Genomic DNA, 24,939 nt, shown 5'->3' on the forward strand with positions numbered 1-24,939 from the left:
AATGTGCGTATTATTTTTTTAACGGTAAAATTACTATAAAGCTTGATCCTTCGTCGATTTTACTTTTAGCCGTAATTATTCCGTTGTGTTTCTCTATTATTTTTTTGGCAATAGCCAATCCTATTCCCGTTCCTTCGTAGACTTGTCGGTTATTCAAACTCTGAAAGATGATAAAAATCTTGTGCAACATACTTTCGTCAAATCCAATTCCATTGTCTGTCACAATTATTTTACAAAATTTACCGTTAGGATCTTCCGGACTGTCAATTGATCTGTCAGCAATTTGTTGCCAAGTTACCGAAATTATGGGTGGAACTCCAGGTTTTGTAAATTTGAGTGCGTTCCCAATTAAATTTTGAAATACTTGGCGTAATTGACTTGGAATACCCATTATTTCCGGCAGAATTGCGACTGTAATTGTAGGCTGTTTGGGATGCATTTCAGCATCTAAGTCGTCCAGAACTTCCTTTATAACTACATTTAAGTCCGTAGGTTCACAATCAACTTGAGCCGATAATCTTGCATACACAAGCAAATCGTCAATAAGTAACCGCATTCTACGCGCTGAATTTACCGCACGATCAATATAATCAACTGCTGGACTGTCTTTTTCAATAAAGCGGTCTTTGATCATCTTTACAATCATCTCAATTTTTCGTATGGGTTCTTTTAAATCGTGCGAAACTACCCAAGCAAATTGTTGTAATTCGTGGTTACTGAATTCTAAATCTTCATTCTTTATGGTTAATTCTTTCGTGCGTTTGAGCACCATTTTTTCCAAACTTTCATTCGTTATTTTTTGCTGGTGAATGTCTGTAAAGGTTCCTACCCATTTCGTAATGGATCCGGAAGGTTGGATTGGAACAATTTTCATCATAAAATAGCGGTATTCACTTGAAGATAAATGTTGCAATCTTATTTCCGACTGAAATTCTTTTCCTTGCATCAAATGTTGCTTCCACTTATTCCAAATTTCTGAGTCATCTGGATGTTTAGTTGGAAACTGATTCACATCATTTGAATAATCAGACCATTGCTTGTTTACATACTCTAAAGCACCATCTTTTGAAAGTACAAAAGCCATCTGTGGTACTGATTCAAGCACAAACTGAAGTTGATGCATTTCTTCAGATAGTTTTTCCTGAGCTGCTTTTCTGATTTCGACTTCCTTAAAAAGCATTTCTTGAATGCGTTTTAACTCTTGTTGTTGTTCAGAAATCTTTAAGAAAGATTTTACTTTTAAAATCAATAAATCCGGATCAACTGGTTTCGTGATGTAATCAACCGCACCAGATGCATATCCTCTGGAAATGTATTTTTTTTCTTTACTTATTGCCGATAAAAAAAGCACGGGAATGTCTTTTGTTCGATTACTTTGTGCCAAAATTTCAGCCACTTCAAAACCATCCATTCCTGGCATTTGAACGTCTAAAATAATTAAAGAGTAATCAAACTTCAGGATTTTCTTTAGCGCTTCTTCACCTGAATTTGCTGTTTCTACTTTCAGCCGATGCACTTCAAGCGTTTTTTGCAAAGCAATCAGGTTAGCATCAATGTCATCAACAATCAGTATCATAATAATAATTTACATTAATTAGCTCTCGTAGAGAATTAAAATAGGCAACAATGTACCAAAACGAATTAAATAAAGTAAAAAAAATCGCTTCTGCACTAAAAAGCACAAAGCGATTGTTGTTGTTTAGATCTAATTATTTAAAATAAAGGTATATTTTACTCACATCCAAAAATAGTGAAAAAATACGTCAAATTAAAAACCTTTCATAAAAATAAAACCTGTTTTGATTTACTTGGCAAAAATTACTGATATTGTGCTTGTAACGTTCGTAGTTTATTTTTTCTCGTCAGGATTTCAGCTATTTCACCGATCCGCCAAGGAAAAACATTTGGGTTTTCCATTTCTTCGTAAACGGTTTCTTCAAAACACAAGCCTTCACACTTTGTTGCCAGAGACAAGATGGATTCGTTGATGAGCATATTGACTGCAAAAGCAGTAATTCTGCTCATTTTATAGGTGTTGACTTTAAACAAACACGGCTTTTCAATTTTAGTTCTTGTACTGAATGGATTCCAATAGGTTCCCACTAAAATTGATTGCTTACTTTCCTGTAAAATGGTGGCGATTTCTCTTGACGACAAGTCCGTATTCGACATTTGAGGTAATGCCGCTACTTTATCATAAAATGCGGAACTTTGCAAAATTTCATTTGCTTTCTTAACAGCTTTCCGTATGGCGTAGTTTTGTCCTGTGTATTGTAATTGTATCATAGCTGGTGTATTTTAAAATAATTTTCAGATGGCTGTTGCAAAACCCATTTTTACATTCTAATAATTCGTACTTATTGATTTTCTTCAAAATTATATGAAGTAATTAAGTAGTTCAATAAGTAGAATGACGTATTTTGGGGCTACTACGTACAATTAAATATTCTAAAAATGCGCTTACTGAGCTAAGATACAAATTGCCTGTGCTTCAAACTGTTAAAACAGATGAATACCCAATATTAGTTTACGAAATGCGGTTTTCAATTTACGAATTCATTTTAGCCAACACTCTTAATATCAAACTAGAATTAAACGAGGATTTTTTTTTAAATATTATTTTTCTTTAAATAGTAATCGAATAGACACATTAGTTATATGGGAAACTATTAAGATTATTATATTCAAATTAATTGGCACGCTTTTTAGTCGCACATTCATTAGTTAAATAAACCTTAAATTAAATACTTTCTGCAGAAATTTTAATTTTCTGATTATTGATATATTAATCTAAAAAGTAAACGTTTATGAAAAATCATATTAAAATTATGTGGGTAGCTGTATTATTCACCATTTTATTTGCTTGCAAACAAGGTCCTGAATCAGCGGAAAATTCTTCGATGCAAGATCAAATGGAATCTGTTGAAAGCGCCAGTAATCTTTCCTCTTCGGCGGCTAAAGTTGATAAAAACAGCAGTCGTAAATTTATTAGAACTGCCGATGTAAAATTTAAAGTCAAAAGCGTTGCGAAAACCACTTATGCAATTGAAGATGCCACTTCAAAATTTGGCGGATACGTTACTTACACTAATTTGGAAAGCAATATTTACAGTGAGAACCAAACTAAAATAAGTCCTGACAGTACTTTAGTTTCTACGAAATATAAAGTTGAAAATAATATTACCATTCGTGTTCCCAATACTAAACTTGACACCCTGCTCAAAACGATTTCGAAGCAGATTCATTTTTTAAATTATAGAGTAATTAAAGCAGACGACGTTTCTTTAACAATGCTTTCGAATGAAATGGCACAAAAAAGAAGCCATTTATCAGAAAAGAGATTGGAAAATGCGATTGATAATAAAGGTAAAAAATTAAAGAACATTACTGATGCAGAAGAAAATTTGACTGATAAAAAGGAGCAAAATGATGCTGCTAAAATTCAAAATCTATCCTTAAAAGATCAAGTTGATTTCAGCACAATTACCTTAAATATTTATCAAGATGAAAGCATCACTCAAGAAATGGTAGCGAATGAAAAAAGCATCAATTCCTACCGACCAAATATTGGATTACAACTTCTAGATAGTTTAAAAACGGGTTGGTTTATGCTTGAAAATATAATATCATTCATCGTTTTAATTTGGCCAATACTGCTTTTTGGATTCCTTGGATATTTTGGTTACAAAAGATTGAAAACAAAAAAAGAATAACACCATAAAAAATCCCAAATTCTAACTATCAACAGTTTGGAATTTGGGATTTAAATTATTGAAATTTATTTTACTAAACGTGCAAAGCTCTATTATCAGTTGCTGCTAAAGCCGCTTCTTTTATCGCTTCTGCAAATGTTGGATGAGCATGACTCATTCTAGAAATATCTTCAGCTGATGCTTTAAATTCCATTGCAGTAACTGCTTCTGCAATTAAATCTGCACAACGAGCTCCAATCATGTGAACGCCTAAAACTTCGTCGGTTTTCTTATCAGCAAGAATTTTTACAAATCCGTCTAAATCGCCTCCAGCTCTCGCTCTACCTAATGCTTTGAATGGAAAACTTCCTGCTTTATAGTCTACACCTGCTTCTTTCAATTGCTCTTCAGTTTTACCCACTGCAGCGACTTCTGGCCATGTGTAAACGACTCCAGGAATTAAATTGTAATCAATATGTGGTTTTTGTCCTGCGATGAGTTCAGCAACCATCGTACCTTCTTCTTCGGCTTTGTGTGCCAACATTGCGCCACGAACTACATCACCAATTGCATAAATATTTGAAACATTTGTTTGTAAATGGTCGTTTACTTCCACCATTCCTCGGTCAGTGATTTTCACACCCGCTTTTTCAGCGTTCAAACCGTTTGTAAATGGTTTTCTTCCCACAGAAACTAAAGCATAATCACCTTCTAAAGAAATTGTTTCGCCTTTTGCATTTTCTGCTTTCACAGTTACAGCATCGCCGTTTCTTTCAACAGATTGTACTTTGTGCGAAACATAAAATTTCATTCCTTGTTTCTTCAACACTTTTGTTAATTCTTTTGAGAGTGAGCTGTCCATTCCAGGAATAATGCGGTCTAAATATTCTACTACAGAAACTTGTGCCCCCAATCGTAAATATACTTGACCTAATTCAATTCCAATAACCCCACCACCAATAACGATAAGGTGCTTAGGAACTTCAGGAAGCTTTAATGCTTCCGTAGAAGTAATTACTCGTTCTTTGTCTAAAGTAATGAAAGGTAAATTTGCCGGTTTAGAACCTGTAGCGATTATGATGTTTTTTCCTTCAATAACTTCCGAAGAACCATCATTTTTATCAATCTTAACATGCGTTGCATCTTCAAAAGAACCTGTTCCTTCAAAAACGGTCACCTTGTTTTTATCCATTAAATACTTAACACCACCACTTGTCTGATCTACAACGGCTTGCTTTCTATCAATCATCTTTTGAAGATTCACCTTTACTTCTCCAGTCACTTCGATTCCGTGATCTGCAAAATGTTTAATTTCAGCATAATGATGCGAAGAAGCCAACAGTGCTTTCGAAGGAATACATCCTACATTTAAGCAAGTTCCTCCTAAAGTGGAATATTTTTCAATAATTGCGGTTTTGAAACCCAATTGTGCACAACGAATAGCTGATACATATCCACCAGGACCTGAACCAATAATGACTACGTCAAATGAACTCATGATATATTGTTTTTGTGTGTTTAAATTTTTCAACGCAAATTTACGGAAGTTTTTTTGTTTAAGACTTGTTTAATTTGAACTTTTACAGCTGATTTTAAAGTGTGTAAACAGTAGTGTTTTTAACTTCTCCAATCATAAATGTACTGTGTGTACTTCCAATATGTTGCAAAGTAGTCAATTTTGTCACCATAAATTCACGGTATTCTTCCATATTTTCGACGCAAATTTTTAAAATATAATCGTAGTCGCCACTAACGTGAAAACATTCCAAGACTTCATTTAGTTTAACCACTTCTCTTTCAAATTGTGAAATAAACTCTTTCGTATGTTGCATCAATTTCAAATGACAAAAAACGACAAACGCTTTCCCGATTTTGTTTCTATTTAGCAAAACCACCTGTTTTTCAATAACTCCTTCGCGTTCCAGTTTCTTAATCCGTTCATAAACAGCTGTAACCGATAGATTCAATTTTAAAGACAGTTGTTTCGTAGTTTGCTTTGCATCATTCTGCAATAATTCTAATAATTTGGTGTCAATTGCATCAAAATTCATAAAATAGTTTTCACCAAAAATACAATTTTTATCGATTTACCTTAAAATAAATCTATATAAATAAAAATACCCAGTTCTAAAATCTAAATTTTTATAGTTATGTTGTTTAATCGTTTCGAAATCTGTTTTTTTGAATTGAATTTAAAACAAAACAATTATGAGTAATTTCAATCCTGCAGACAACATTCAAGATTTACAATATTTTGGTGAATTTGGCGGCGTAAATCCATCTATTTCAGATTCTTCCACGTACACATTCCTTTCGGCAAAAACAATGTTTGATACTTTTGAAGGAAATGCAGAAGGTTGTTACTTGTATTCCCGTCACTCTTCACCAAGCAATTTATATTTAGACAGAGCCCTTGCAGCAATGGAAGGAACGGAAACTGCAAACGTTGCCGCTTCAGGAATGGGTGCGATTACTCCTACTCTATTGCAATTATGCGGAAACGGTGATCACATCGTTTCAAGCAGAACTATTTATGGTGGAACTTATGCGTTTTTGAAAAATTTAGCGCCTCGTTTTGGCGTTAAAACTGCATTTGTGGACATTACGAAATTAGACGTTGTTGAAGCTGCAATTACGCCTGAAACGAAAGTTTTGTATTGTGAAACGGTTTCTAATCCATTATTAGAAGTGGCTGATTTAGCGGGTTTATCAAAAATCGCTAGGAAACACAACTTAAAATTAGTAGTTGACAATACGTTTTCGCCTTTATCAGTAACGCCTGTTCAGTTTGGTGCTGATATCGTAATTCACAGTTTGACAAAATACATCAACGGAAGTAGCGATACAGTGGGTGGTGTAGTTTGTGCTTCACAAGAGTTCATCAATGATTTGAAAAATGTCAACTCTGGAGCAAGTATGCTTTTAGGGCCAACAATGGACAGTATGCGTTCTGCAAGTGTGATGAAAAACTTGAGAACTTTGCATTTACGTATGAAACAACACAGTTTCAACGCGCAATATTTAGCAGAGAAATTTGAAGGATTAGGATTGAAAACGGTTTATCCAGGTTTGAAAAGTCACCCATCTCACGAATTGTATAAAGGAATGATTAATCCAGAATATGGTTTTGGAGGAATGATGACGATTGATGCAGGAAGTTTAGAAAAAGCAAACGCTTTGATGGAATTGATGCAAGAAAGAAACTTGGGTTATTTAGCAGTAAGTTTAGGCTTTTACAAAACATTATTTAGCGCTCCAGGTTCTTCTACGTCAAGCGAAATTCCAATGAAGGAACAAAAAGAAATGGGATTGACCGATGGTTTAATTCGTTTTTCAATTGGTTTAGACAACGACATCAAACGTACATTCGAAATGATGCATCAATGTATGAAAGACGTTTCAGTGCTTTAATTAATAATTTTTTTTCATAAAAAAAGCCGTTTGAATTTAACTTCAAACGGCTTTCTCATTACTATATTACTATTTATTTCTTGGTCGTATACAACAATTGTGCTAAACGATTGTCTCTATTGTACACATCTTCATAAAAATTCACGTTACCGTTTTTATCAGCCCAAGCGGTGAAGTACGAAATGTAAACTGGAATCTTCCGTTTTAAAGAAACGCTTTGTTCGGTTCCCGCATTCATTGCCGCATCAATCTGAGAAGTACTCATTTTATTTTGCTCATCCATTATGGCAATGGCCAAATCTCTGGCTTTTTCCACACGAACACAACCATGACTAAAAGCACGACTTTCTTTGTTGAACAAACTTTTAGAAGGTGTATCGTGTAAGTAAATGTTGTTTGAATTTGGAAACATAAATTTCACCAAACCTAAAGAATTTGCATTTCCTGGTTTTTGACGGACATTTCCGTCGTTCCATTCCATGTTTTTACTTTCTAAATAATTAGGATTCTTTTCCATTCCCGGTTTGATTTCTTTTTCAATAATACTTTTTGGGATATTCCAATACGGTGAGAAAACGATATAACTCATTTTTCCACTGAAAACTACGGTTTTATTCAACTCCTTACCTACTACAACATTCGATTCTAAAACCGTTTTTCCATCTTTCATATAATTCAATTTATACGAAGGAATATTAACGGCAACTAATTCCGGTGAATTCATGATTTCAGGATCAATCCATCTGCAACGTTCCATATTCACGATAATCGTTTTAATTCGGTCTTCAACAGGAATACTTAATTCTTTTGCTAATGTTGCGGTAATAATGTTATCGACTTTACGATTGTGACGTGTTTCATATTTTGCTAAACCGTCTTTCAATTCACTATCGAATACCTTTTTTCCATTGTCATTTGTCAAATCTCCTGTAATAAACAATCTTTTGCGGATTTGAGCAATTGCAACCGCAGAATCCCCTTCTTTCAACGTTTTTACATTTGCTGGAAAGTCAACTTTTCCCCAACCTCCTTTTGCTTGAATATCTTGGTAACGTTTCAATCCTTTTTTCAATAAATAATATTGACTAAAGTTTTCTGCTTCGTCTTTTTCTAATTTCTCAGGATCTTTCATTAGTTCCGCCAAATAATCAACATACGAAACATTAGGACGCGGCAAGTACCAACCTGTTTTTTTACTCGTTTTAGTATCGACACCAGCTAAAACATTATTGGTATAATAAAAATACATCGCACTCACCAATAAGTCATTTTCTAAAGTTGATTTGTCGCCGCTTTTTGAAGAAAACAATTCATCCAACTCCGCTTTATATGGCATTTTTACCACAACACCTTCTTCTTTGATTTCATTTAGTTTTCCATAAAGTACTTCGGCAAAGTCCACTCGACCGTCTTTATCGTACCATACGTAATGGAAATCTTCTTTATTGTACAGTTCATTAATGTCCTTTTCGTATTTTTTGAAATCGGGATGCGACTTAAAAAAAGTTTCTAATTTTGCACTGTCAAATGCAATTCTATCTTCAGGAGTGATGACTCCGTCCGTCTTCTTTTTACAAGAAGCTGCAACAATGAATAAGCTAAAAAGCCCAATCAGCATTTTGTTTTTGATGTTTTTCATAGTTTTCGTTTTAAGTAAGGGTATTTAAATTGTTTAAATTCTTGAATTTCAGGAATTATTTTTCACAAAAATTCATTTAATTTTCACCTTACAATGTTCCGACTCTTAAATGAATATGGTGTTATACAATTTTCTTCTTTTTTCATTATATTGCAACGTCATTTAAAATAACTATATGGATCAAAATAGCCTGAATCATGCAGACGAACGAATTATTACGAATAAATATCTTTCCATTTGGGAAGCACTGATTCCCATTGTTGTACTGATCGCAATCCTAGGCTATAATGTTTATATTTACGAAAGTGACGCTACTTCTGGTCCCAATCAGTTTGCATTAATAATTGGAGCTGCTGTCGCTGCAATCGTTGGTTTCCGAAATAAAATCACTTATTCAAAAATGATTGAGGAGATTTCGGAAAACATCAAATCTACAGCTGGCGCGATATTAATTCTACTAATGGTGGGTGCTTTGTCCGGAACTTGGCTTTTAAGTGGTATCATTCCAACGATGATTTTTTACGGAATGCAAATCTTACATCCATCCATATTTCTTCCCGCTTGTGTCATCATCTGTTCGATTATTTCAATTGCTACAGGAAGTTCCTGGACTACTTCTGCAACGGTAGGAATTGCTTTAATTGGAATTGGCTCTACCATGGGAATGCCGCTTGGAATGGTTGCTGGAGCTGTTGTTTCTGGTGCTTATTTTGGCGACAAACTTTCTCCGCTTTCTGACACCACTAATTTAGCACCTGCAATGGCAGGAACAGATTTATTTACGCATATTCGGTACATGACAATTACTACAGTTCCTACGATGGCAATTACTTTAATTCTATTTGTAATTCTTGGTTTGATGCAGGACACAAGTCTAATGGCGAACGACGGAACCACTTTGGCAGCCATAAAAGAAACGTTTAATGTCACTCCACTTTTATTTATTGTACCCGTTTTGGTGATTGTTTTGATCGTAAAAAAAACAGAACCACTTATCGCGTTATTAGTCGGTATATTATTAGGAGGTGTATTTGCTTTAATTTTTCAACCGGATTTAGTAGCAAAAATTGGCGGAGGAACCGAACTAAATTTTGTGAACGGATATAAAGGAGTGATGAATGCAATAACAGTAGACACTTCAATTGAAACGAGTAATAAAGTGTTGAATGATTTATTTACTGCAAAAGGAATGCAAGGCATGTTAGGAACTGTTTGGCTGATTTTATGTGCGATGGTTTTTGGTGGAATTATGGAAGCTATTGGTGCATTAGCGCGAATAACTGATTCATTATTGAAAATGTTTCACACTGTCTTTGGATTGTTTGCAAGTACAGTGGTAAGTTGTTTGGCGTTGAACTTGACCGCTTCAGACCAATATTTAGCCATTGTAGTTCCTGGTAAAATGTTTGCTAAAGCCTACAAAGAGAAAGGTCTTGCTCCCGAAAATCTAAGCCGAACTTTAGAAGATTCAGGAACTGTTACCTCTGTATTAATTCCGTGGAATACTTGTGGAGCGTATCATGCGGGTGTTTTAGACGTTACCACTTTTAGTTATTTGCCTTATGCATTCTTCAATATTATAAGTCCTTTCATGACGTTGATTTATGCGGCTTTCAGGATTAAAATTAAACAACTTTCAGATACAAAATAGCCAAATACTATTGCTATATAGAAAGATATAATTAAAATTGATTGTAGGTACTTTATATCCGTGGTATATTTGCATCAGAAAATAATAACACTTAAACTTATATTTATGTCATTAGTAGGAAAAAAATTCCCAAGTATTGCAGTAGACGCGATTTCTGAAATGGGAGATAACATGAAAATCAATATTTTTGAAGAAGCAGTAAACAACAACAAAAAAGTACTTTTGTTTTGGTACCCAAAAGATTTTACTTTCGTTTGTCCAACAGAATTACACGCGTTCCAAGCTGCTTTGCCTGAATTCGAAAAAAGAAATACAATGGTAATTGGTGCTTCTTGTGATACAAACGAAGTGCACTTTGCTTGGTTGAACACTGCAAAAGACAACGGTGGAATTGAAGGCGTTACCTACCCAATTCTTGCGGATACAAACCGTAACTTGTCTAACATTCTAGGAATTCTAGACATCGAATCTACGTCTTACGATGAAACTACAGATTCAGTAATGGTGGAAGGTTCTAACGTAACGTACAGAGCTACTTACTTAGTTGACGAAACAGGAAAAATTTTCCACGAAAGTGTAAACGACATGCCGTTAGGTAGAAATGTAAACGAATATTTACGTTTAGTAGATGCTTACACACACGTTCAAGAAAAAGGTGAAGTTTGTCCTGCAAACTGGGAACAAGGTAAAGATGCAATGAGTGCTGACAGAAACAGTACGGCTTCTTATTTAGCTTCACACTAATAAAAAACAGTAGGAATTGCCAAGTGAGAATTTTCAAACTTGGCGTTCTATTTTTTCACACTAAAAACAAATGATATGTTAATTGAATTAAACGAAGATACTTTAGCTGATTTAATCACTAAAAATGAAAAAGTGGTAGTACAATATTCCGCATCATGGTGTGGAAACTGTAGAATCATGAAGCCAAAATTTAAAAAGATGGCTACTGAAAACGAAAACATCACTTTCGTTTTAATTGACGCGGAGAATTCGCCTGAATCAAGAAAATTAGCCAATGTTTCTAACTTACCTACATTTGCCACTTTCGTAAATGGAAAGTTACTAAACGAAACACAAACGAATAAAGCAGATGTTTTAGCTGAATTAGTAAGTGAAATTTCTTCAAATTAAAGCCACATGAAACTACCTGTAATTAAACACTTAACACAGTTTATCGAAGAGAACGACCAGGATTATTTGGTTGAAACAATCGAAGTTTTAGAAGCATTGACTGAAGTTCCATCTTTGAAAGATGAGGAATTAGACGTCATTGGTGAGTTGATTTCAAATATGTACGGCGCTTTAGAGGTGCATAAAATGATCAAAAACGGAACAGATAAAAAAATTGCTTTAAATTCTTTTATGAAACGTGTTTTAGGTTCTATTGATAAATAAGAGCTTTTTTTTATAAACTAAAACAGCATCAGAAATGATGCTGTTTTTTTTGTGCCAAATTGATTTATTTAAAAGAAGAGTTTCTTCATTTGAAAATAAATCTATTTATTTTTGTAACAAATCAAATGCGGAGGTATCAAAAGAGAAATTCAAAAAACAGTTATCATGAAAAATCTCTTAACAACCTTCACCTTAGTATTCTTCGTTTTTCAAAGTTTCGCGCAAAACGCTAAAGCTTTTGAAGTAAAAGTCATTGGCAAAGGCGATCCCATCATTCTCATTCCCGGTTATTCTTGCAGTGGCGAAGTTTGGAACGAAACCGTTGATCATTTGAAAAACAAGTACCAACTCCACGTTTTAACATTAGCCGGTTTTGGCACTGCAAAACCCATTCAGGACGAAGAAATCCTTAAAACCGTACGCGACCAAATTATTCAGTATGTAAAAGATAAAAAACTAATCAAACCAATGATTATTGGTCACAGTTTAGGCGCTTTTATGACATTGTGGTTGCACAGTAACGAACCCGATTTGTTTGGAAAAAGCATTTGTGTCGATGGTGTTCCATTTATTTCATCAATATATAATACCGAAGCTACTGCAACATCGGTTAGGGAAAATCCACAATTTGATAAAGCAATGGTAATAGAAAATTTTAAAAAGTTGCCTAATGAAGGGTACATCGATAATATGACTAAAGCAATGGCATATCAAGTCAACGATACACTTCGTGCCCGTAAAATAGCCACTTGGAGTTTTCAAAGCGATCGAAGAACATTAGGAAGTACACTTGTTGAAATGTCCACCACCGACTTGCGTCCCGAATTGCCGAAAATCAAACAAGAAATACTAATTTTAGCAAGTATTTTTGGAACCAAAGAAAATAGCGAGAAAGTGTATGGCAAACAATATGAATTATTGCAAAATAAAAAATTAGTAGTTGCCGACAGCAAACATTTCATCATGTACGACCAACCGGATTGGTTTTACGCTCAAATAGATGCTTTTTTGAAATAAAAACAGATAGTAATTCAAATGAATTCATTTAAACGAGTATTAATAAGCAAGTATTTATCAAAGTTAGCCACAGATTAATTCAATTTCCACAGATTAAATCCTTTTCGTCTTTTTAAGCTGTGGCAAATAGAAAATTAAAAACAAAGTGAACCAAAATCAAGAACAACAATTCAAAGACCTTTACCAAAAGTTCGGCCCAAAAGTGCAACGGCTCTGTCTCGGTTACACGGGAAATACGATGGAAGCGGAAGACTTATTGCAGGAAGTTTTTGTAAAAGTGTGGCAGAATCTGCATACGTTTCGAGGGGATTCACAAGTCAGTACTTGGATATACCGCATTGCTGTTAATACGTGTTTGTACCAAATTCGATCTTCCAAGAATAAGAAAAGTGTGGATCTCGAAAAAGCACCTGCTTTATTTGAATCTGAAAGCGATAACAAAGAACTACAAATTCAGATATTGCATAAAGCAATCAGCGAATTAAAAGAAAGTGACCGTCTTATAATCACCCTTTTACTTGAAGAAGTTTCTTATCCTGACATCGCACAAATTACCGAAATTTCAGAAGCCAACTTACGAGTGAAAATTCACCGAATCAAACAACAATTAAGTATAATTTACGCGAAATATGAAAGACTTTAGCGACTTACAAAATCTGTGGAGCGACCAGAAATCAGTTCAATTACCAGACGTAAATAGTGTTTTGGCGGATGCCAAAAAAGTACAGCGTGATTTGAATTCTAAGATCATAATTCAAATTAGTATTTTAATAGCCGTCGTGATTTTTATAGTAGCCTTAATGCAAGTGATTCCTTTTAAAGAAGCAACCACTTTCCTTGGAATTGGTTTAATGGCAAGTACTATTTTAGTCTTTTCAGCTATTCGCTTGTACCAAGTAATTCAAATGAAAAATATTAATTTGACAAGTAACCCACGCATTTTACTTTTAGATTTAGAAAAATATTATAAGTTTCAAAACCTAGTAAATACCCGATATACTTTAATTTATTTTGTTTTGATGAACCTTGCCTTTGTGCTTTATTTTAGTGAAGTACTACAACCCGTTCCTTTTTTATATCAAGTCATTATCATCGTTGTTTATTTAGCTTGGATGTTTTTTGCTTACTTCTATTTAGGCAAAAAACACAAACAGAAAGAACAGTTAAAAACCCAAATTATAATTGACATCATTAAAGATATCGAACAACATTACGACGCCTAGTATGCTTGTTAAATTGAACTTTTTTTCGTATATTTATCAACATTTAAAATTTGAAGCCATGATACATAATTTATGGACCAATTGGTCTGTTTTTAGATGGGTTCGCCTGATTTTTGGCGGCCTTATGATTTTCGAAGCGGTAAGCATCAGTAACTATTGGTTGTTGATTCCCGGCGTAATCTTTATCGCTATCGCTTTATTTAATGCAGGTTGCGAAAGAAATAACTGTGCTGTTCCAAATAAAAGAAGATAAAACATGAGTAAATTCAACGAACTTATCAATTCAGACACACCAGTTCTAGTCGACTTTTTTGCCACGTGGTGTGGTCCATGCCAAATGTTGATGCCCGTTTTAAAAGAGGTCAAAGACAATATGGGCGAACGCGTCAAGATATTAAAAATTGACGTAGATAAAAATAAAGAACTTGCGGCACAGTTTCAAGTTCGCGGCGTTCCAACCATGGTATTGTTTCAAAATGGCAAACAAATCTGGCGTCAATCAGGTGTGTTGACAAAAGATGAAATCATTCGAACTATAATTGGGAAGAGCAATTAATTTTAATAAACTTGTTTTCTATTTATTAATAATCCTCATAGGAAATTGAAAAACCATTTCAAACCATTCTTGGACTGAAATGGTTTTTGTGTTTAAATATTTTACGCTTTTATCCTTTCAAATTCGCAAACATTATTATTCTTAGTACAAATACTACATTTTCATCGAAAAACAGAATTCCCTAATGTTAATAACTTTTGAGATTTGTTTTCCGTTTTAATTGATATATTTGTGACAACAAGGTGTAAGCCTTAGCAAAGTTATTAACATTTTAATTAAAGAGTATGCAAAATATTCCTAGTGTTGACTTGCGTGATTTCCTTTCGGACAACCCGGAACGTAAACAAAAATTTGTAAATGAAATCGGACGAGCTTTTGAAGACATTGGCTTCGTCGCTTTAAAAGGTCACTTCTTAGATGACCAATTGGTAGGTGAATTGTATGGAGAAATTAGAAATTTCTTCGCCTTATCCGTAGAAACCAAATATTCCTATGAAATTCCCGGAATTGGCGGACAAAGAGGCTATGTTTCTTTTGGAAAAGAACATGCTAAAGGTCGAAAAGAAGGCGATTTAAAAGAGTTTTGGCACTTTGGACAATATGTGGACAAAGATTCCAAATGGGCAAATGAATATCCAGACAACGTAGAAGTAAAAGAACTGCCTAACTTTAATAAAGCAGGGAAAAAAGCCTATCAAATGCTTGAGAAAACAGGGATTTATGTTTTGAGAGCGTTGGCTTTGCATTTAGGTTTGGACGAATTCTATTTTGACGAATACGCCAAAGAAGGAAATTCTATTTTACGACCAATCCATTATCCTCCGATTACGGAAGAACCTAAAAATGCAATTCGTGCTGCAGCTCACGGCGACATCAATTTGATAACTCTTTTAATGGGTGCTCAAGGCCGCGGTTTGCAAGTTCAAAATCACGACGGCGAATGGTTAGATGCCATTGCAGAACCAGACGAGTTAGTGATAAATGTGGGAGACATGCTTTCACGTCACACGAATAATAAATTAAAATCTACCATTCACCAAGTGGTAAATCCTCCGAGAGAATTGTGGGGCACTTCCCGTTACTCAGTTCCCTTTTTCATGCATCCTGTTAGCGACATGCGATTGGATTGTTTAGAAAATTGCATTGATGATGAAAATCCAAAATTATATGAAGATATTTCAGCAGGAGAATTCTTGCACGAACGTTTAGTTGATTTGGGATTAATCAAAAAATAAGTTTTACTTTTATAGTATAAAGGAAAGACATTGAGTTTTGCTTGATGTCTTTTCTGTTTTTAATTAAATATAATAATTTGGAACGCAGATTTTAAAAATTAGAAAAATTATAGAAATTTTATTTTAGGTTTTAAAATCATATCGGATTTACGATAAATATAATTTTTATGAAGATCTTTCCGCATCAAGAATTAACAAAAGAAATTATTGGTATTTATTATGATGTTTACAATGAACTTGGATATGGTTTTTTGGAACGAGTGTACCAAAATGCAATGGTAATTGAGTTACAAAAGAGAGGTTTTAAAGTTGAATGCCAAAAGAAATTAATCGTTTATTATAAAAATGAAATCGTTGGAGATTACTATCCAGATCTTATCGTAAATAATATAGTTATACTTGAATTAAAAGCTGTTGAGCAACTTATTGAAGCACATGAAAATCAACTTTTAAATTATCTCAAAGCAACAGAATGCGAAGTTGGCATATTATTAAATTTTGGAAAAGATCCACAATTTGTAAGAAAAATATTTACCAATGATTTTAAGAAAAATAGATTATAAAGATTTCTGTACTTTCTAAAATCTGTGTTCCAAACTTTAGATAAAAGCAAGTATTTCTAAAAATTAATAGATTTTAAAAGATTATAAATATTTCTCTAATTTCTAAAATCTGTGTTCCACAACACCAAATCAATTATAATAATGGACTTACAAGACCAATTAAAAAACCTCTTCCCCGACCACGAACCTTCCAACGAAGTAGAGGAATTCTCTACCGAACCCAAAGAACTTTGGATTCAAAAAGAACCCATGATTTGCAAATACGAAAAGCGAAAAGGAAAACCAACCACCATTATCGCTGGTTATGAAGGAGAAGACGAAGACTTTAAAATTTTAGCTAAAGAAATAAAAAATAAATTTGCCGTAGGCGGAAGTTTCAAAGAAGGCGAAATCATCATCCAAGGCGATTATAGAGATAAAATAATGAAATTCCTTCAAGAGAAAGGATTTAAAACAAAACGTGTTGGAGGTTAAAAAAGCGATCAGTAATCAGATTATTAGTAATCAGTTGTGAAACTTTAAACCTTAAACTTTAAACAAAAAAAATAATGATACAATCTTCAGAACTTATATTAAATCCAGATGGAAGTGTTTACCACTTAAACTTGAAACCCGAAAACCTTGCCCATACTATTATTGTGGTAGGAGATCAAAATAGAGTAGAAAAAATTACACAATTCTTTGAATCAATTGAATTTTCAACCCAAAAAAGAGAATTCAAGACGCAAACAGGAATGTACAAAGGCAAGCGTATTTCTGTAATTTCAACAGGAATTGGCCCCGACAATATTGACATCGTATTTAACGAGCTAGACGCGTTAGTAAATATTGATTTCGAAACCCGTCAACCCAAACAAGACCTAGTTTCACTAAATATCATTCGCGTAGGAACTTCCGGTTCACTTCAAGAAGATATTCCGGTGGACAGTATAGTAATGTCTAAATTTGGATTGGGGTTAGACAACATGCTCCACTCCTATTTAATTGAAGAAATCACACATCCCGAAATTGAAGATGCTTTTATTCAACAAACCAATTGGGACTTGAAAAAAGGAAGACCTTACGTGATTTCTTGCAGTGAAAAACTAGAAAAACTAATCGAAAGCGACCAAATTTTTAAAGGTTTCACAGCAACAGCACCCGGATTTTATGGTCCACAAGGTCGTGTGCTGCGTTTGGCAATTCAAGATCCAGAGTTGAACCACAAAATGGATAATTTCAATTTTGAAGGTACAAGAATTACCAATTTAGAAATGGAAACTTCTGCTATTTACGGGCTTTGCAAACTTCTTGGGCACGAAGCTTTGTCGTTAAATGCCATTATAGCCAATCGTGCCAACGGTACCTTCAGCGAAGATCCGTACAAAGCAGTCGATGATTTAATTGCATATACGCTGGATAAATTAGCACACTAATTTCAACCGATATGGATTTAATCCTAGAAACAGAACGCCTTCTGATCCGCGAAATGCTGCACGAAGATGCTGACGCTTTATTTGACATGGATAAAAATCCCGATGTTCATAAATATCTGTGGCAAAAACCGTTTACAAAAATCGAGGAGATTCACGATTACATTACTTATATAAGAAAGCAATATCAAGATAATGGAATTGGACGTTTCTCTACAATACTTAAGGAAACAAACGAGCTTATTGGTTGGACCGGCATTAAATACATAAACGATCACGTAGAAAATGGAAAAACCAATTTCTACGATTATGGTTACCGACTGAACGTTAAATCGTGGAACAAAGGATACGCTACAGAAGCGTCAAAAGCTTGGTTGGAATACGCTTTCAACCAAATGAATATTCCTGAAATGAACGCGTACACCCATGCAGAAAACGGAGCATCAAACCATGTTTTACAAAAAGTAGGATTTAATTTTGTAGAAAATTATCAAGATGAAAACGACGTGACTTGGAAATGGTGGCAAATAAAAAAACAGCAAGCGTGAAAATTCATAGAAAAATCAGATCTAAATTGTATAATCTGTGTAAAAAAATAAAATGAAAACAATAAATATAGCAGGAGTTCCAGAACATTTCAACCTTCCTTGGCAATTGGCCATTGAAAATAATGAATTCAAAGATCAAAATATCGATCTGCAATGGACAAATGTTCCCGAAGGAACCGGCAAACTGTGTGAAATGCTTCGCAACGGCGAAACCGATTTAGCCGTAATTTTAACCGAAGGAATCATCAAGGACATTCTCGCCGGAAACCCTTCTAAAATAGCACAAGTTTTCGTACAAAGTCCACTGATTTGGGGTATTCACGTAGCCCATAATTCCAAATATCAAACGCTGTCCGATTTACAAAACACGAAATGCGCCATTTCTAGAAAAGGTTCTGGTTCAGAATTAATGGCTTATGTCAACGCGCACAATCAAAAGTGGCCTACAGCTGATTTACAATTTGAAATCATCAACACTATCGACGGAGCGGTTGAAGCTTTGACAGCCGAAAAAGCAGATTACTTCATGTGGGAACGCTTCATGACGAAGCCCCTAGTGGACAAAGGGATTTTTAGACGTTTAGACGATTGCTTGACGCCTTGGCCAAGTTTCGTAATTGCAACCACAGATGCATTACTGCAACAACAACCTCATATCGTTCATAAAGTCTTGGAAATCATTAACGCAAAAACAGAATCGTTTAAAGAAATTCCAAATATTAAAACCATACTTGCCGAACGGTTCAATCAGAAACCAGCCGATATAGCCGATTGGATTTCACGTACCGAATGGTCACAAGAACCCATTAATGCTGAAATGTTAAACAATGTTCAAAATCAACTGTTTGAATTCGGCATTATCGATAAAAAAGGTACTTTTGCTCAAATGACAGTTAGCTAAAAAGCGACCTTGTAACGGTATATGATTCAGGAAACAAAAAAGAAATTTCAAGAACTTCGAAGTAAATTCCAGCTCAAAAAGCCGTGGAACAACATCGCCATTTTGATTCTTAACATCCTGATTACCATTCCCGTCTTCATCATCATCCACCAGAACCTTATCGATCCTGAATGGCCGTTTCAAATTGACCGTATTCTGCTCATTCTCTTAATAGTTTCCGTAATTCATGTAATTTTAAGACTGTTACGAACCATTATTATCATTTGTATGGGTCTGTATTTACTTGTACTCTTGTACGGAAGTACCATCGGAAATTACGGATTTAACGATGTTTTTGAAGATTACCGTTCCATGATGTACCTCATGCTTGACAACGCTAACCCGCAAGATTTAATTATTTCAAAATTACTTCCGTTTCCCAATAAGTCAAAAATTCTAAATGCCATTGACTATCAGAATCCAAAAGTGCGGAACTTTGCTTTAATGGCAACTGCAAAAAACTTTAGAGATGTAAAAGGATATCATGAATACCGAATGATCATTCAATGTTTCGCTGTTTTCAAAGAAATCAAAGGCCGTTGGAATTACGTCGATGACCCAAAAGGACGGGAATACATCGCTGCTGCAAGTGAAACTGTCCAGCACTTTTCTGGCGATTGTGACGACCACGCCATATTTATGGCAGCGTGCATTCGGGCAGTTGGCGGCACTCCCCGACTCATTCACACCGGTGGCCATATTTATCCCGAAATGTTAATTGGCGACAAGAAAGATTTAGAAGCCATCAATTACCTGATTAAAGAAGTACTGTTCATAAACGAAAGCAAAGGCAAAGAAATCCACTACCACATTGACGAACGCGGCCAAATATGGCTCAACCTTGACTACACTGCCCGATATCCCGGAGGCCCATTCATGTCTGAAGAAATATTAGGTGCTTTGACTCTAAATTAGTTTTTGGAGTAAATCGCTTGTTTTCATTTTAATTCATTTTCCCGACATCCTTCCATGCCGTAACAAAAGATAGGACCGCGGCTATAATAAAAGCGCTAGGCTGCTCTTAACTTTTAAGATTTGAGTAAAATAAATAGATTTCAAAACACCGAAATTTTAAAAGAATTATTTATGAAGTTCTTCAAATCAGAAAAGAATCTGACGATGTACAAGAAAAAGAATATATTTGGTAGAAAATACCTTCATACATCTAATAGATCTATTTACAAATGTTAATTTCGCCAATAACATTATCGTAAATCATTTTTAGAAATAACACGAGGATTATATATCCTTCCATTTTTTGGAGTAAAATGTACTTGATTTTTTATAAGCAGAATTTATTCTTCGAGAAATCCGTTACATTTAGTTCAAAATTAAGTTTAGATATAAATTTGGCAGTCTTTTTTGAAGAACTAACCATAAAACTACCGAAAAATGAAATATATTTATTTAATTGCTCTGATTCTCTTCTCTTTTAATGCCAAATCACAAGAAAATGTGCATTGGTTAATAAACAAAGATTCGATTACTGATTGTAGTTTTATTAAATCAGGGAAATTTGTTAATGAAGAAATTGGAGGTAAAATTACGAAAGGATACTCAATAGAATTTCGTGGCGAAAACGTTATAGAGAAGATTGAAAATGGAAAATATTATTTGAGATCTAAAATCAACTACACTTCAGAATGTAGTTATGAAATTAAAGTTTTAGAATCCAATATTCCTGGTTACGAAGTCATAATTGGACAAACATTTTATACAGAAATTTTAGAGACAGCCAAAATTGATAAATTGATAAAAATACGTTCAAAAGACGAACAATGGAAAACTTTTGTTTTTAGAAAAGTCGAAGAATAGAATTAGTCATACCAAATAAAGTTGTATTTGTATTAGAACAACGAACAATGAAACCTGTATTGATCAGCCTATCCAAACCACCTCTAACGCGAATCACTGACGTAGGTCTTAATGCAATAAAAAATGGAAAACGAAAAAATATCTGTTGAAAATGGAAAGTGGTATATCGCTGAAATCATTGAAAAATGTGAACCCACAAATAGAAACGAAGCTCAAGAATTACGAAGAGTTAAACTTGGGGTAATTTCCATTTAATTAAAGCCGAAACACCAAAAATGGCATATGACAAAGCGGTAAAAATTGGAAAGGCTGCAGAATATAAGTTTATTAATTCTGACAATTTACAAATGGAATGGATTTTTATTGGGATCGGAAATCTTCTTCCAATTTCCAAAGATATTGAAGATGGAAGTGAAATAATGTGGGAAAATTATGGAAATATCAGTAATCGAAGAGCGATGAAATTTCCAATTAGTGAAGAAAATCTTTTAGAAGAATTAAACAAAAAGAAAGAAATATGATTGAGAAAATAGTGCTGTATAGTTTTCTTGTTCTTAAATAAAAAAAAATACAAATAAAGGTACAGCTCCGAGTCCAATCTCTTATCGTGGTCTTCATGCTTAGTCTATGTTTTTTTTTACGTTGGACCAACTATCCGACTACTTCTCATTCTAACTTTCTCTAGATTTTCGAATTCAAATAAATTTATACGCTTTAATATTTCCTGAGTATTTGAAGCTAATTTATCAAAACATAAAAACAAAATAAGAACAGCACAAAAGCAGACAAATATGTGTTGCCAACCGTTAAGGATGACGACGCAACTTATGAAATAACAAGTATAAAAAAGAAATTATTTTACAGACTTTTTCATCACTAAATTTTAGAAAGCACTTATTTCAACACGCATCCATTAAATTAATTAAGAAAGTCAACTTTTTAATGTTCTAAAATGAATAACATTTAAAAATAAAATCCGTGTAAATTCGTGCAATCTGTGTAAAAAAAGTTCTATTCGAGTCTCAGAGCATTAAAGGTCCTCAAGCTCTTCAAAGGCTACCCACTTTAAAGCATTTCAATTAATGATTATAATCAGAAATAATGCAATTACTTCTTTAACTTTGCCACTATACGGACCAAATTTTAATTCAATGAAAAACTTAGAAGCAAAAACAGTATTAATAACAGGAGGAGCATCAGGTATTGGTAAAATAATGGTTCGCTTACTACTGGAGCGAAAAGCAAAGGTTATTATTTGGGACATCAATCAAGAAAAAATTGACGAGACAATTGCCGAATTCGCGCACAAAGGAAGTCTTACTGGCTTTACTGTAGATATTTCTATTGTGGATCAAATTCAAGCAACCGCCCTAAAAGTAAAGCAAGAAATAGGGATTGTGGATGTGGTGATCAATAACGCCGGAATAATTGTGGGCAAATATTTCAGCGAGCACACAACAGCGGAGATTTCAAAAACCATGGAAATAAATGCAAATGCACCCATGTTCATCACAAAAGAATTTCTAGGTGATATGGTATACCAAAATTCAGGACATATTTGCAACATCGCCTCTTCTGGAGGATTGGTTTCAAACCCTAAAATGTCGGTTTACGCAGCAAGTAAATGGGCACTTATCGGTTGGTCGGACAGTTTGCGTTTGGAGATGAAGCAACTGAATAAAAACGTAAATGTGACGACAATAATGCCGTATTACATCAACACCGGAATGTTTGATGGCGTACAATCAAAAATACCAATTCTTGATCCAGAAGCAGCAGCATTTACAATCATCAAGGCGATTGAAAACAATAAAAAAATGGTCACTATTCCAGGCTATATTTACAGATTCACCCGTTTAGGTCAAGCAATTATGTCGATAAATGTTTTTGATTGGTTCGCAGGCGATGTTCTCGGAATCTACAAAACTATGGAGTTTTTCACAGGTAGAAAAAAATAAAACGACTAAAAAATCCGCATTATCAGGGTCATCCGAATAATCAGCGTTAAAAGTTCGCATCAATTTTACAAATTTAAATAAAAAACAATCCGTGTAAATTCGTGAAATCCGTGTAAAAAAATTACCACTTAATAGCCTTCAATTTCCTCTTCCGCAAATACTTATTAGCCAAACTAAAGTGCTTGTTTCCAAACCATTTTCCCTGATTAGCACTCATCGGCGACGGATGACTACTTTGCAAAACAAGGTGCCGTTCGCCATCAATCTTAGCTCCTTTTTTGTGTGCGAAATTTCCCCACAACAAAAACACAACACCTTCCTTTTCGCTGTTAATCAATTCAATAACCGCGTCCGTAAAAACATTCCAATCCATGTTTTTATGACTATTTGCTTTGTCTTTTTCAACGGTAAGTCCCGCATTCAATAACAATACGCCTTGTTTCGCCCAACGTTCTAAACTGCCAAAAATAGGGAGTTCCGTTCCTAAATCTTCATTCAGCTCTTTAAATATATTGCGCAAAGAAGGTGGAATTCGGGTACCATCATGAACAGAAAACGACAGTCCATTTGCTTCGCCAATTCCATGGTATGGATCTTGTCCAATAATTACAACCTTTATATTATCCCATTCACATTGATTAAAGGCTTCAAAAATCAATCTTTTCGGAGGAAAACAAGTTGTGGTTGCATAGGCTTGCTGCACTTCGTTCCACAATTTATCAAAATAAGGCTTCTCAAATTCGGATTGGAGTTGGTTGTACCAAATTGGATCAATATTTAATGTTTCAGCGGTCAAATTTTTAGCGTTTAATGGTTATTACATCTATTTTACGAAGGTAAACAATTGCACTATTTATTTAAAATACTATTTTCAACTTTGCAAAAAAACACCAAATTGCAACATTACATTTCCAAGATTCATCAAGCAATTCAATATAAAAAACTTAACTTAGCAAAACCGATTCCTACATGAATCAACAACTGCTGCGACAGCTTTTTTAGAACCTACACTAATAAAATATAATTATGAACACCGATCAATTAAGCGAAAGCTTCGGCACACTTTCTGAAACAATAAACGGCCTAATTGGCGTTGGTTACATACACGACTTCAACATGCATGAAGAGTGCATCGTGTGTCGCCAAACCAACGATAGCTTGTCACCAGAAGATTTTCAAATCGACAAAGTATACCGTTTTGAAGGCGCTTCAAATCCAGACGACCAAGCAATATTGTATGCGATATCCTCACCAAAATACAGTTTAAAAGGTGTTTTAGTGAACGGGTACGGCATTTCTAACGACGAAAACACCTCTAAATTAATTGAGTTATTGGAAACACACCACGCAAACCAATCGTCTAATTAAGAAAGCAAAAAAGTTACAGTATTCCTAAAGTAGTACTTTGAATACATCTAAATCGCTAATTAAGTAAAAATAGTACGCGATTCCTAAGTCAAGTTTCTCATAATTTCCTTAATATTGCAACATGAAGTGGACGCATTTCCTAATGGCAATCTATCTTATGGCAGTGTCTTTTTATCCGTGTAGTGATACGGATAAAACGATTATGGCTTCAGTTGCTACAGAAACCACTCATGAACACGAAAGTCATTCGCACGACGAACACCATGATACGTGTCCCCCGTTTTGCGTTTGCAATTGTTGTGGTATGCAAATGTTAAACTATATTTCGACCGTTACTTTTGAATTTCCAATTCCTTTCCAAGCCATTCCTTTAAAGGAATCTTTTTACGTTTCTAATTTAAGCGATACCTATTCCGGTAGCATTTGGCAACCGCCCCAACTCGTATAATGAACTAAAACAACCTGTATTGAAGCAGTCATCTTGTATGTGCTGACTTAAATCAGGGTATTTCT

30 protein-coding genes are annotated in these 24,939 nt (G+C 34.4%); 24 read left to right on the plus strand and 6 right to left on the minus strand.

What is annotated here, in order from left to right:
• Window positions 1-10: 10 nt before the first annotated feature.
• Window positions 11-1,576 (minus strand): hybrid sensor histidine kinase/response regulator, encoded by a 1,566-nt coding sequence (locus tag YWA_RS0103915; protein ID WP_022827191.1) that lies wholly within the window; start codon window positions 1,574-1,576, stop codon window positions 11-13.
• Between the two features lie 242 nt (window positions 1,577-1,818).
• Entirely contained in the window at window positions 1,819-2,286 is a 468-nt protein-coding gene (locus YWA_RS0103920) for a hypothetical protein (RefSeq protein ID WP_022827192.1), read from the minus strand.
• 521 nt (window positions 2,287-2,807) lie between these two features.
• Between YWA_RS0103920 and YWA_RS0103925 the strand changes: the two genes are divergently transcribed.
• Window positions 2,808-3,713: a DUF4349 domain-containing protein gene (locus YWA_RS0103925; protein ID WP_026718561.1), complete on the plus strand. Its 906-nt coding sequence runs from the start codon at window positions 2,808-2,810 to the stop codon at window positions 3,711-3,713.
• Window positions 3,714-3,786: 73 nt separating this feature from the next.
• Here YWA_RS0103925 and lpdA read toward each other — a convergent pair whose 3' ends face one another.
• Both lpdA and YWA_RS0103935 read right to left on the minus strand, forming a co-directional pair.
• Complete coding sequence (gene lpdA, locus YWA_RS0103930) at window positions 3,787-5,190, minus strand: dihydrolipoyl dehydrogenase (RefSeq protein WP_022827194.1); 1,404 nt, start codon at window positions 5,188-5,190, stop codon at window positions 3,787-3,789.
• A 94-nt stretch (window positions 5,191-5,284) separates the two neighbouring features.
• Window positions 5,285-5,743, minus strand: coding sequence for an Lrp/AsnC family transcriptional regulator (locus YWA_RS0103935; RefSeq protein ID WP_022827195.1), 459 nt, complete (start codon window positions 5,741-5,743; stop codon window positions 5,285-5,287).
• A gap of 157 nt (window positions 5,744-5,900) precedes the next feature.
• On the opposite strand from YWA_RS0103935, the gene YWA_RS0103940 reads away from it, so the two are divergent.
• Window positions 5,901-7,103, plus strand: coding sequence for an aminotransferase class I/II-fold pyridoxal phosphate-dependent enzyme (locus YWA_RS0103940; protein WP_022827196.1), 1,203 nt, complete (start codon window positions 5,901-5,903; stop codon window positions 7,101-7,103).
• 73 nt (window positions 7,104-7,176) lie between these two features.
• On the opposite strand, the gene YWA_RS0103945 is transcribed toward YWA_RS0103940, so the two are convergent.
• Complete coding sequence (locus YWA_RS0103945) at window positions 7,177-8,742, minus strand: L,D-transpeptidase family protein (protein WP_022827197.1); 1,566 nt, start codon at window positions 8,740-8,742, stop codon at window positions 7,177-7,179.
• A gap of 175 nt (window positions 8,743-8,917) precedes the next feature.
• Here YWA_RS0103945 and nhaC point away from each other — a divergent pair, with 175 nt between their 5' ends.
• From nhaC to YWA_RS0104045, 20 genes are all read left to right on the plus strand, one after another.
• Window positions 8,918-10,393 (plus strand): Na+/H+ antiporter NhaC, encoded by a 1,476-nt coding sequence (nhaC, locus tag YWA_RS0103950; RefSeq protein ID WP_022827198.1) that lies wholly within the window; start codon window positions 8,918-8,920, stop codon window positions 10,391-10,393.
• 105 nt (window positions 10,394-10,498) lie between these two features.
• Window positions 10,499-11,137, plus strand: coding sequence for a peroxiredoxin (locus YWA_RS0103955; RefSeq protein ID WP_022827199.1), 639 nt, complete (start codon window positions 10,499-10,501; stop codon window positions 11,135-11,137).
• Between the two features lie 75 nt (window positions 11,138-11,212).
• On the plus strand, window positions 11,213-11,527 hold the full coding sequence (locus YWA_RS0103960; protein ID WP_022827200.1) for a thioredoxin family protein: 315 nt from the start codon (window positions 11,213-11,215) through the stop codon (window positions 11,525-11,527).
• Window positions 11,528-11,533: 6 nt separating this feature from the next.
• Complete coding sequence (locus tag YWA_RS0103965; protein ID WP_022827201.1) at window positions 11,534-11,791, plus strand: DUF6952 family protein; 258 nt, start codon at window positions 11,534-11,536, stop codon at window positions 11,789-11,791.
• Between the two features lie 165 nt (window positions 11,792-11,956).
• Entirely contained in the window at window positions 11,957-12,808 is an 852-nt protein-coding gene (locus YWA_RS0103970) for an alpha/beta fold hydrolase (protein WP_022827202.1), read from the plus strand.
• A gap of 145 nt (window positions 12,809-12,953) precedes the next feature.
• Window positions 12,954-13,451, plus strand: a complete 498-nt coding sequence (locus YWA_RS0103975; RefSeq protein WP_022827203.1) for an RNA polymerase sigma factor — start codon at window positions 12,954-12,956, stop codon at window positions 13,449-13,451.
• Window positions 13,438-14,031, plus strand: coding sequence for a hypothetical protein (locus YWA_RS0103980; RefSeq protein WP_022827204.1), 594 nt, complete (start codon window positions 13,438-13,440; stop codon window positions 14,029-14,031). Before YWA_RS0103975 ends, YWA_RS0103980 begins: the two co-directional genes overlap by 14 nt.
• 58 nt (window positions 14,032-14,089) lie before the next feature.
• Entirely contained in the window at window positions 14,090-14,284 is a 195-nt protein-coding gene (locus tag YWA_RS14595) for a hypothetical protein (RefSeq protein WP_040472101.1), read from the plus strand.
• Between the two features lie 3 nt (window positions 14,285-14,287).
• On the plus strand, window positions 14,288-14,587 hold the full coding sequence (gene trxA, locus YWA_RS0103990) for a thioredoxin (protein WP_022827206.1): 300 nt from the start codon (window positions 14,288-14,290) through the stop codon (window positions 14,585-14,587).
• Window positions 14,588-14,871: 284 nt separating this feature from the next.
• Window positions 14,872-15,822 (plus strand): isopenicillin N synthase family dioxygenase, encoded by a 951-nt coding sequence (locus tag YWA_RS0103995; protein ID WP_022827207.1) that lies wholly within the window; start codon window positions 14,872-14,874, stop codon window positions 15,820-15,822.
• Window positions 15,823-15,989: 167 nt separating this feature from the next.
• Window positions 15,990-16,385, plus strand: a complete 396-nt coding sequence (locus YWA_RS0104000) for a GxxExxY protein (RefSeq protein WP_022827208.1) — start codon at window positions 15,990-15,992, stop codon at window positions 16,383-16,385.
• A gap of 141 nt (window positions 16,386-16,526) precedes the next feature.
• A complete protein-coding gene (locus tag YWA_RS0104005) occupies window positions 16,527-16,859 on the plus strand; it encodes a translation initiation factor (RefSeq protein WP_022827209.1) in 333 nt (110 codons plus the stop codon).
• A gap of 74 nt (window positions 16,860-16,933) precedes the next feature.
• A complete protein-coding gene (locus tag YWA_RS0104010; RefSeq protein ID WP_022827210.1) occupies window positions 16,934-17,800 on the plus strand; it encodes a nucleoside phosphorylase in 867 nt (288 codons plus the stop codon).
• Between the two features lie 11 nt (window positions 17,801-17,811).
• On the plus strand, window positions 17,812-18,345 hold the full coding sequence (locus YWA_RS0104015) for a GNAT family N-acetyltransferase (RefSeq protein WP_022827211.1): 534 nt from the start codon (window positions 17,812-17,814) through the stop codon (window positions 18,343-18,345).
• 52 nt (window positions 18,346-18,397) lie between these two features.
• Complete coding sequence (locus tag YWA_RS0104020) at window positions 18,398-19,246, plus strand: substrate-binding domain-containing protein (RefSeq protein ID WP_022827212.1); 849 nt, start codon at window positions 18,398-18,400, stop codon at window positions 19,244-19,246.
• A 21-nt stretch (window positions 19,247-19,267) separates the two neighbouring features.
• Window positions 19,268-20,200: a hypothetical protein gene (locus YWA_RS0104025; protein ID WP_022827213.1), complete on the plus strand. Its 933-nt coding sequence runs from the start codon at window positions 19,268-19,270 to the stop codon at window positions 20,198-20,200.
• Between the two features lie 477 nt (window positions 20,201-20,677).
• On the plus strand, window positions 20,678-21,100 hold the full coding sequence (locus YWA_RS0104030) for a hypothetical protein (protein WP_022827214.1): 423 nt from the start codon (window positions 20,678-20,680) through the stop codon (window positions 21,098-21,100).
• Between the two features lie 123 nt (window positions 21,101-21,223).
• Window positions 21,224-21,355: a hypothetical protein gene (locus YWA_RS15840; protein WP_022827215.1), complete on the plus strand. Its 132-nt coding sequence runs from the start codon at window positions 21,224-21,226 to the stop codon at window positions 21,353-21,355.
• 20 nt (window positions 21,356-21,375) lie between these two features.
• The gene (locus tag YWA_RS15290) at window positions 21,376-21,621 is read left to right on the plus strand and encodes a DUF4288 domain-containing protein (protein WP_022827216.1); all 246 of its coding nucleotides are present in this window, start codon (window positions 21,376-21,378) and stop codon (window positions 21,619-21,621) included.
• Window positions 21,622-22,251: 630 nt separating this feature from the next.
• Complete coding sequence (locus tag YWA_RS0104045; protein ID WP_026718563.1) at window positions 22,252-23,058, plus strand: SDR family oxidoreductase; 807 nt, start codon at window positions 22,252-22,254, stop codon at window positions 23,056-23,058.
• Between the two features lie 121 nt (window positions 23,059-23,179).
• On the opposite strand, the gene ung is transcribed toward YWA_RS0104045, so the two are convergent.
• Entirely contained in the window at window positions 23,180-23,854 is a 675-nt protein-coding gene (ung, locus tag YWA_RS0104050) for a uracil-DNA glycosylase (protein WP_022827218.1), read from the minus strand.
• 230 nt (window positions 23,855-24,084) lie between these two features.
• On the opposite strand from ung, the gene YWA_RS0104055 reads away from it, so the two are divergent.
• Complete coding sequence (locus YWA_RS0104055; RefSeq protein ID WP_022827219.1) at window positions 24,085-24,426, plus strand: hypothetical protein; 342 nt, start codon at window positions 24,085-24,087, stop codon at window positions 24,424-24,426.
• A gap of 121 nt (window positions 24,427-24,547) precedes the next feature.
• The gene (locus YWA_RS0104060) at window positions 24,548-24,874 is read left to right on the plus strand and encodes a DUF6660 family protein (RefSeq protein ID WP_022827220.1); all 327 of its coding nucleotides are present in this window, start codon (window positions 24,548-24,550) and stop codon (window positions 24,872-24,874) included.
• Window positions 24,875-24,939 lie beyond the last annotated feature (65 nt).

The sequence above is a fragment of the Flavobacterium antarcticum DSM 19726 genome (assembly GCF_000419685.1).
In the GTDB taxonomy this organism is placed as follows: domain Bacteria; phylum Bacteroidota; class Bacteroidia; order Flavobacteriales; family Flavobacteriaceae; genus Flavobacterium; species Flavobacterium antarcticum.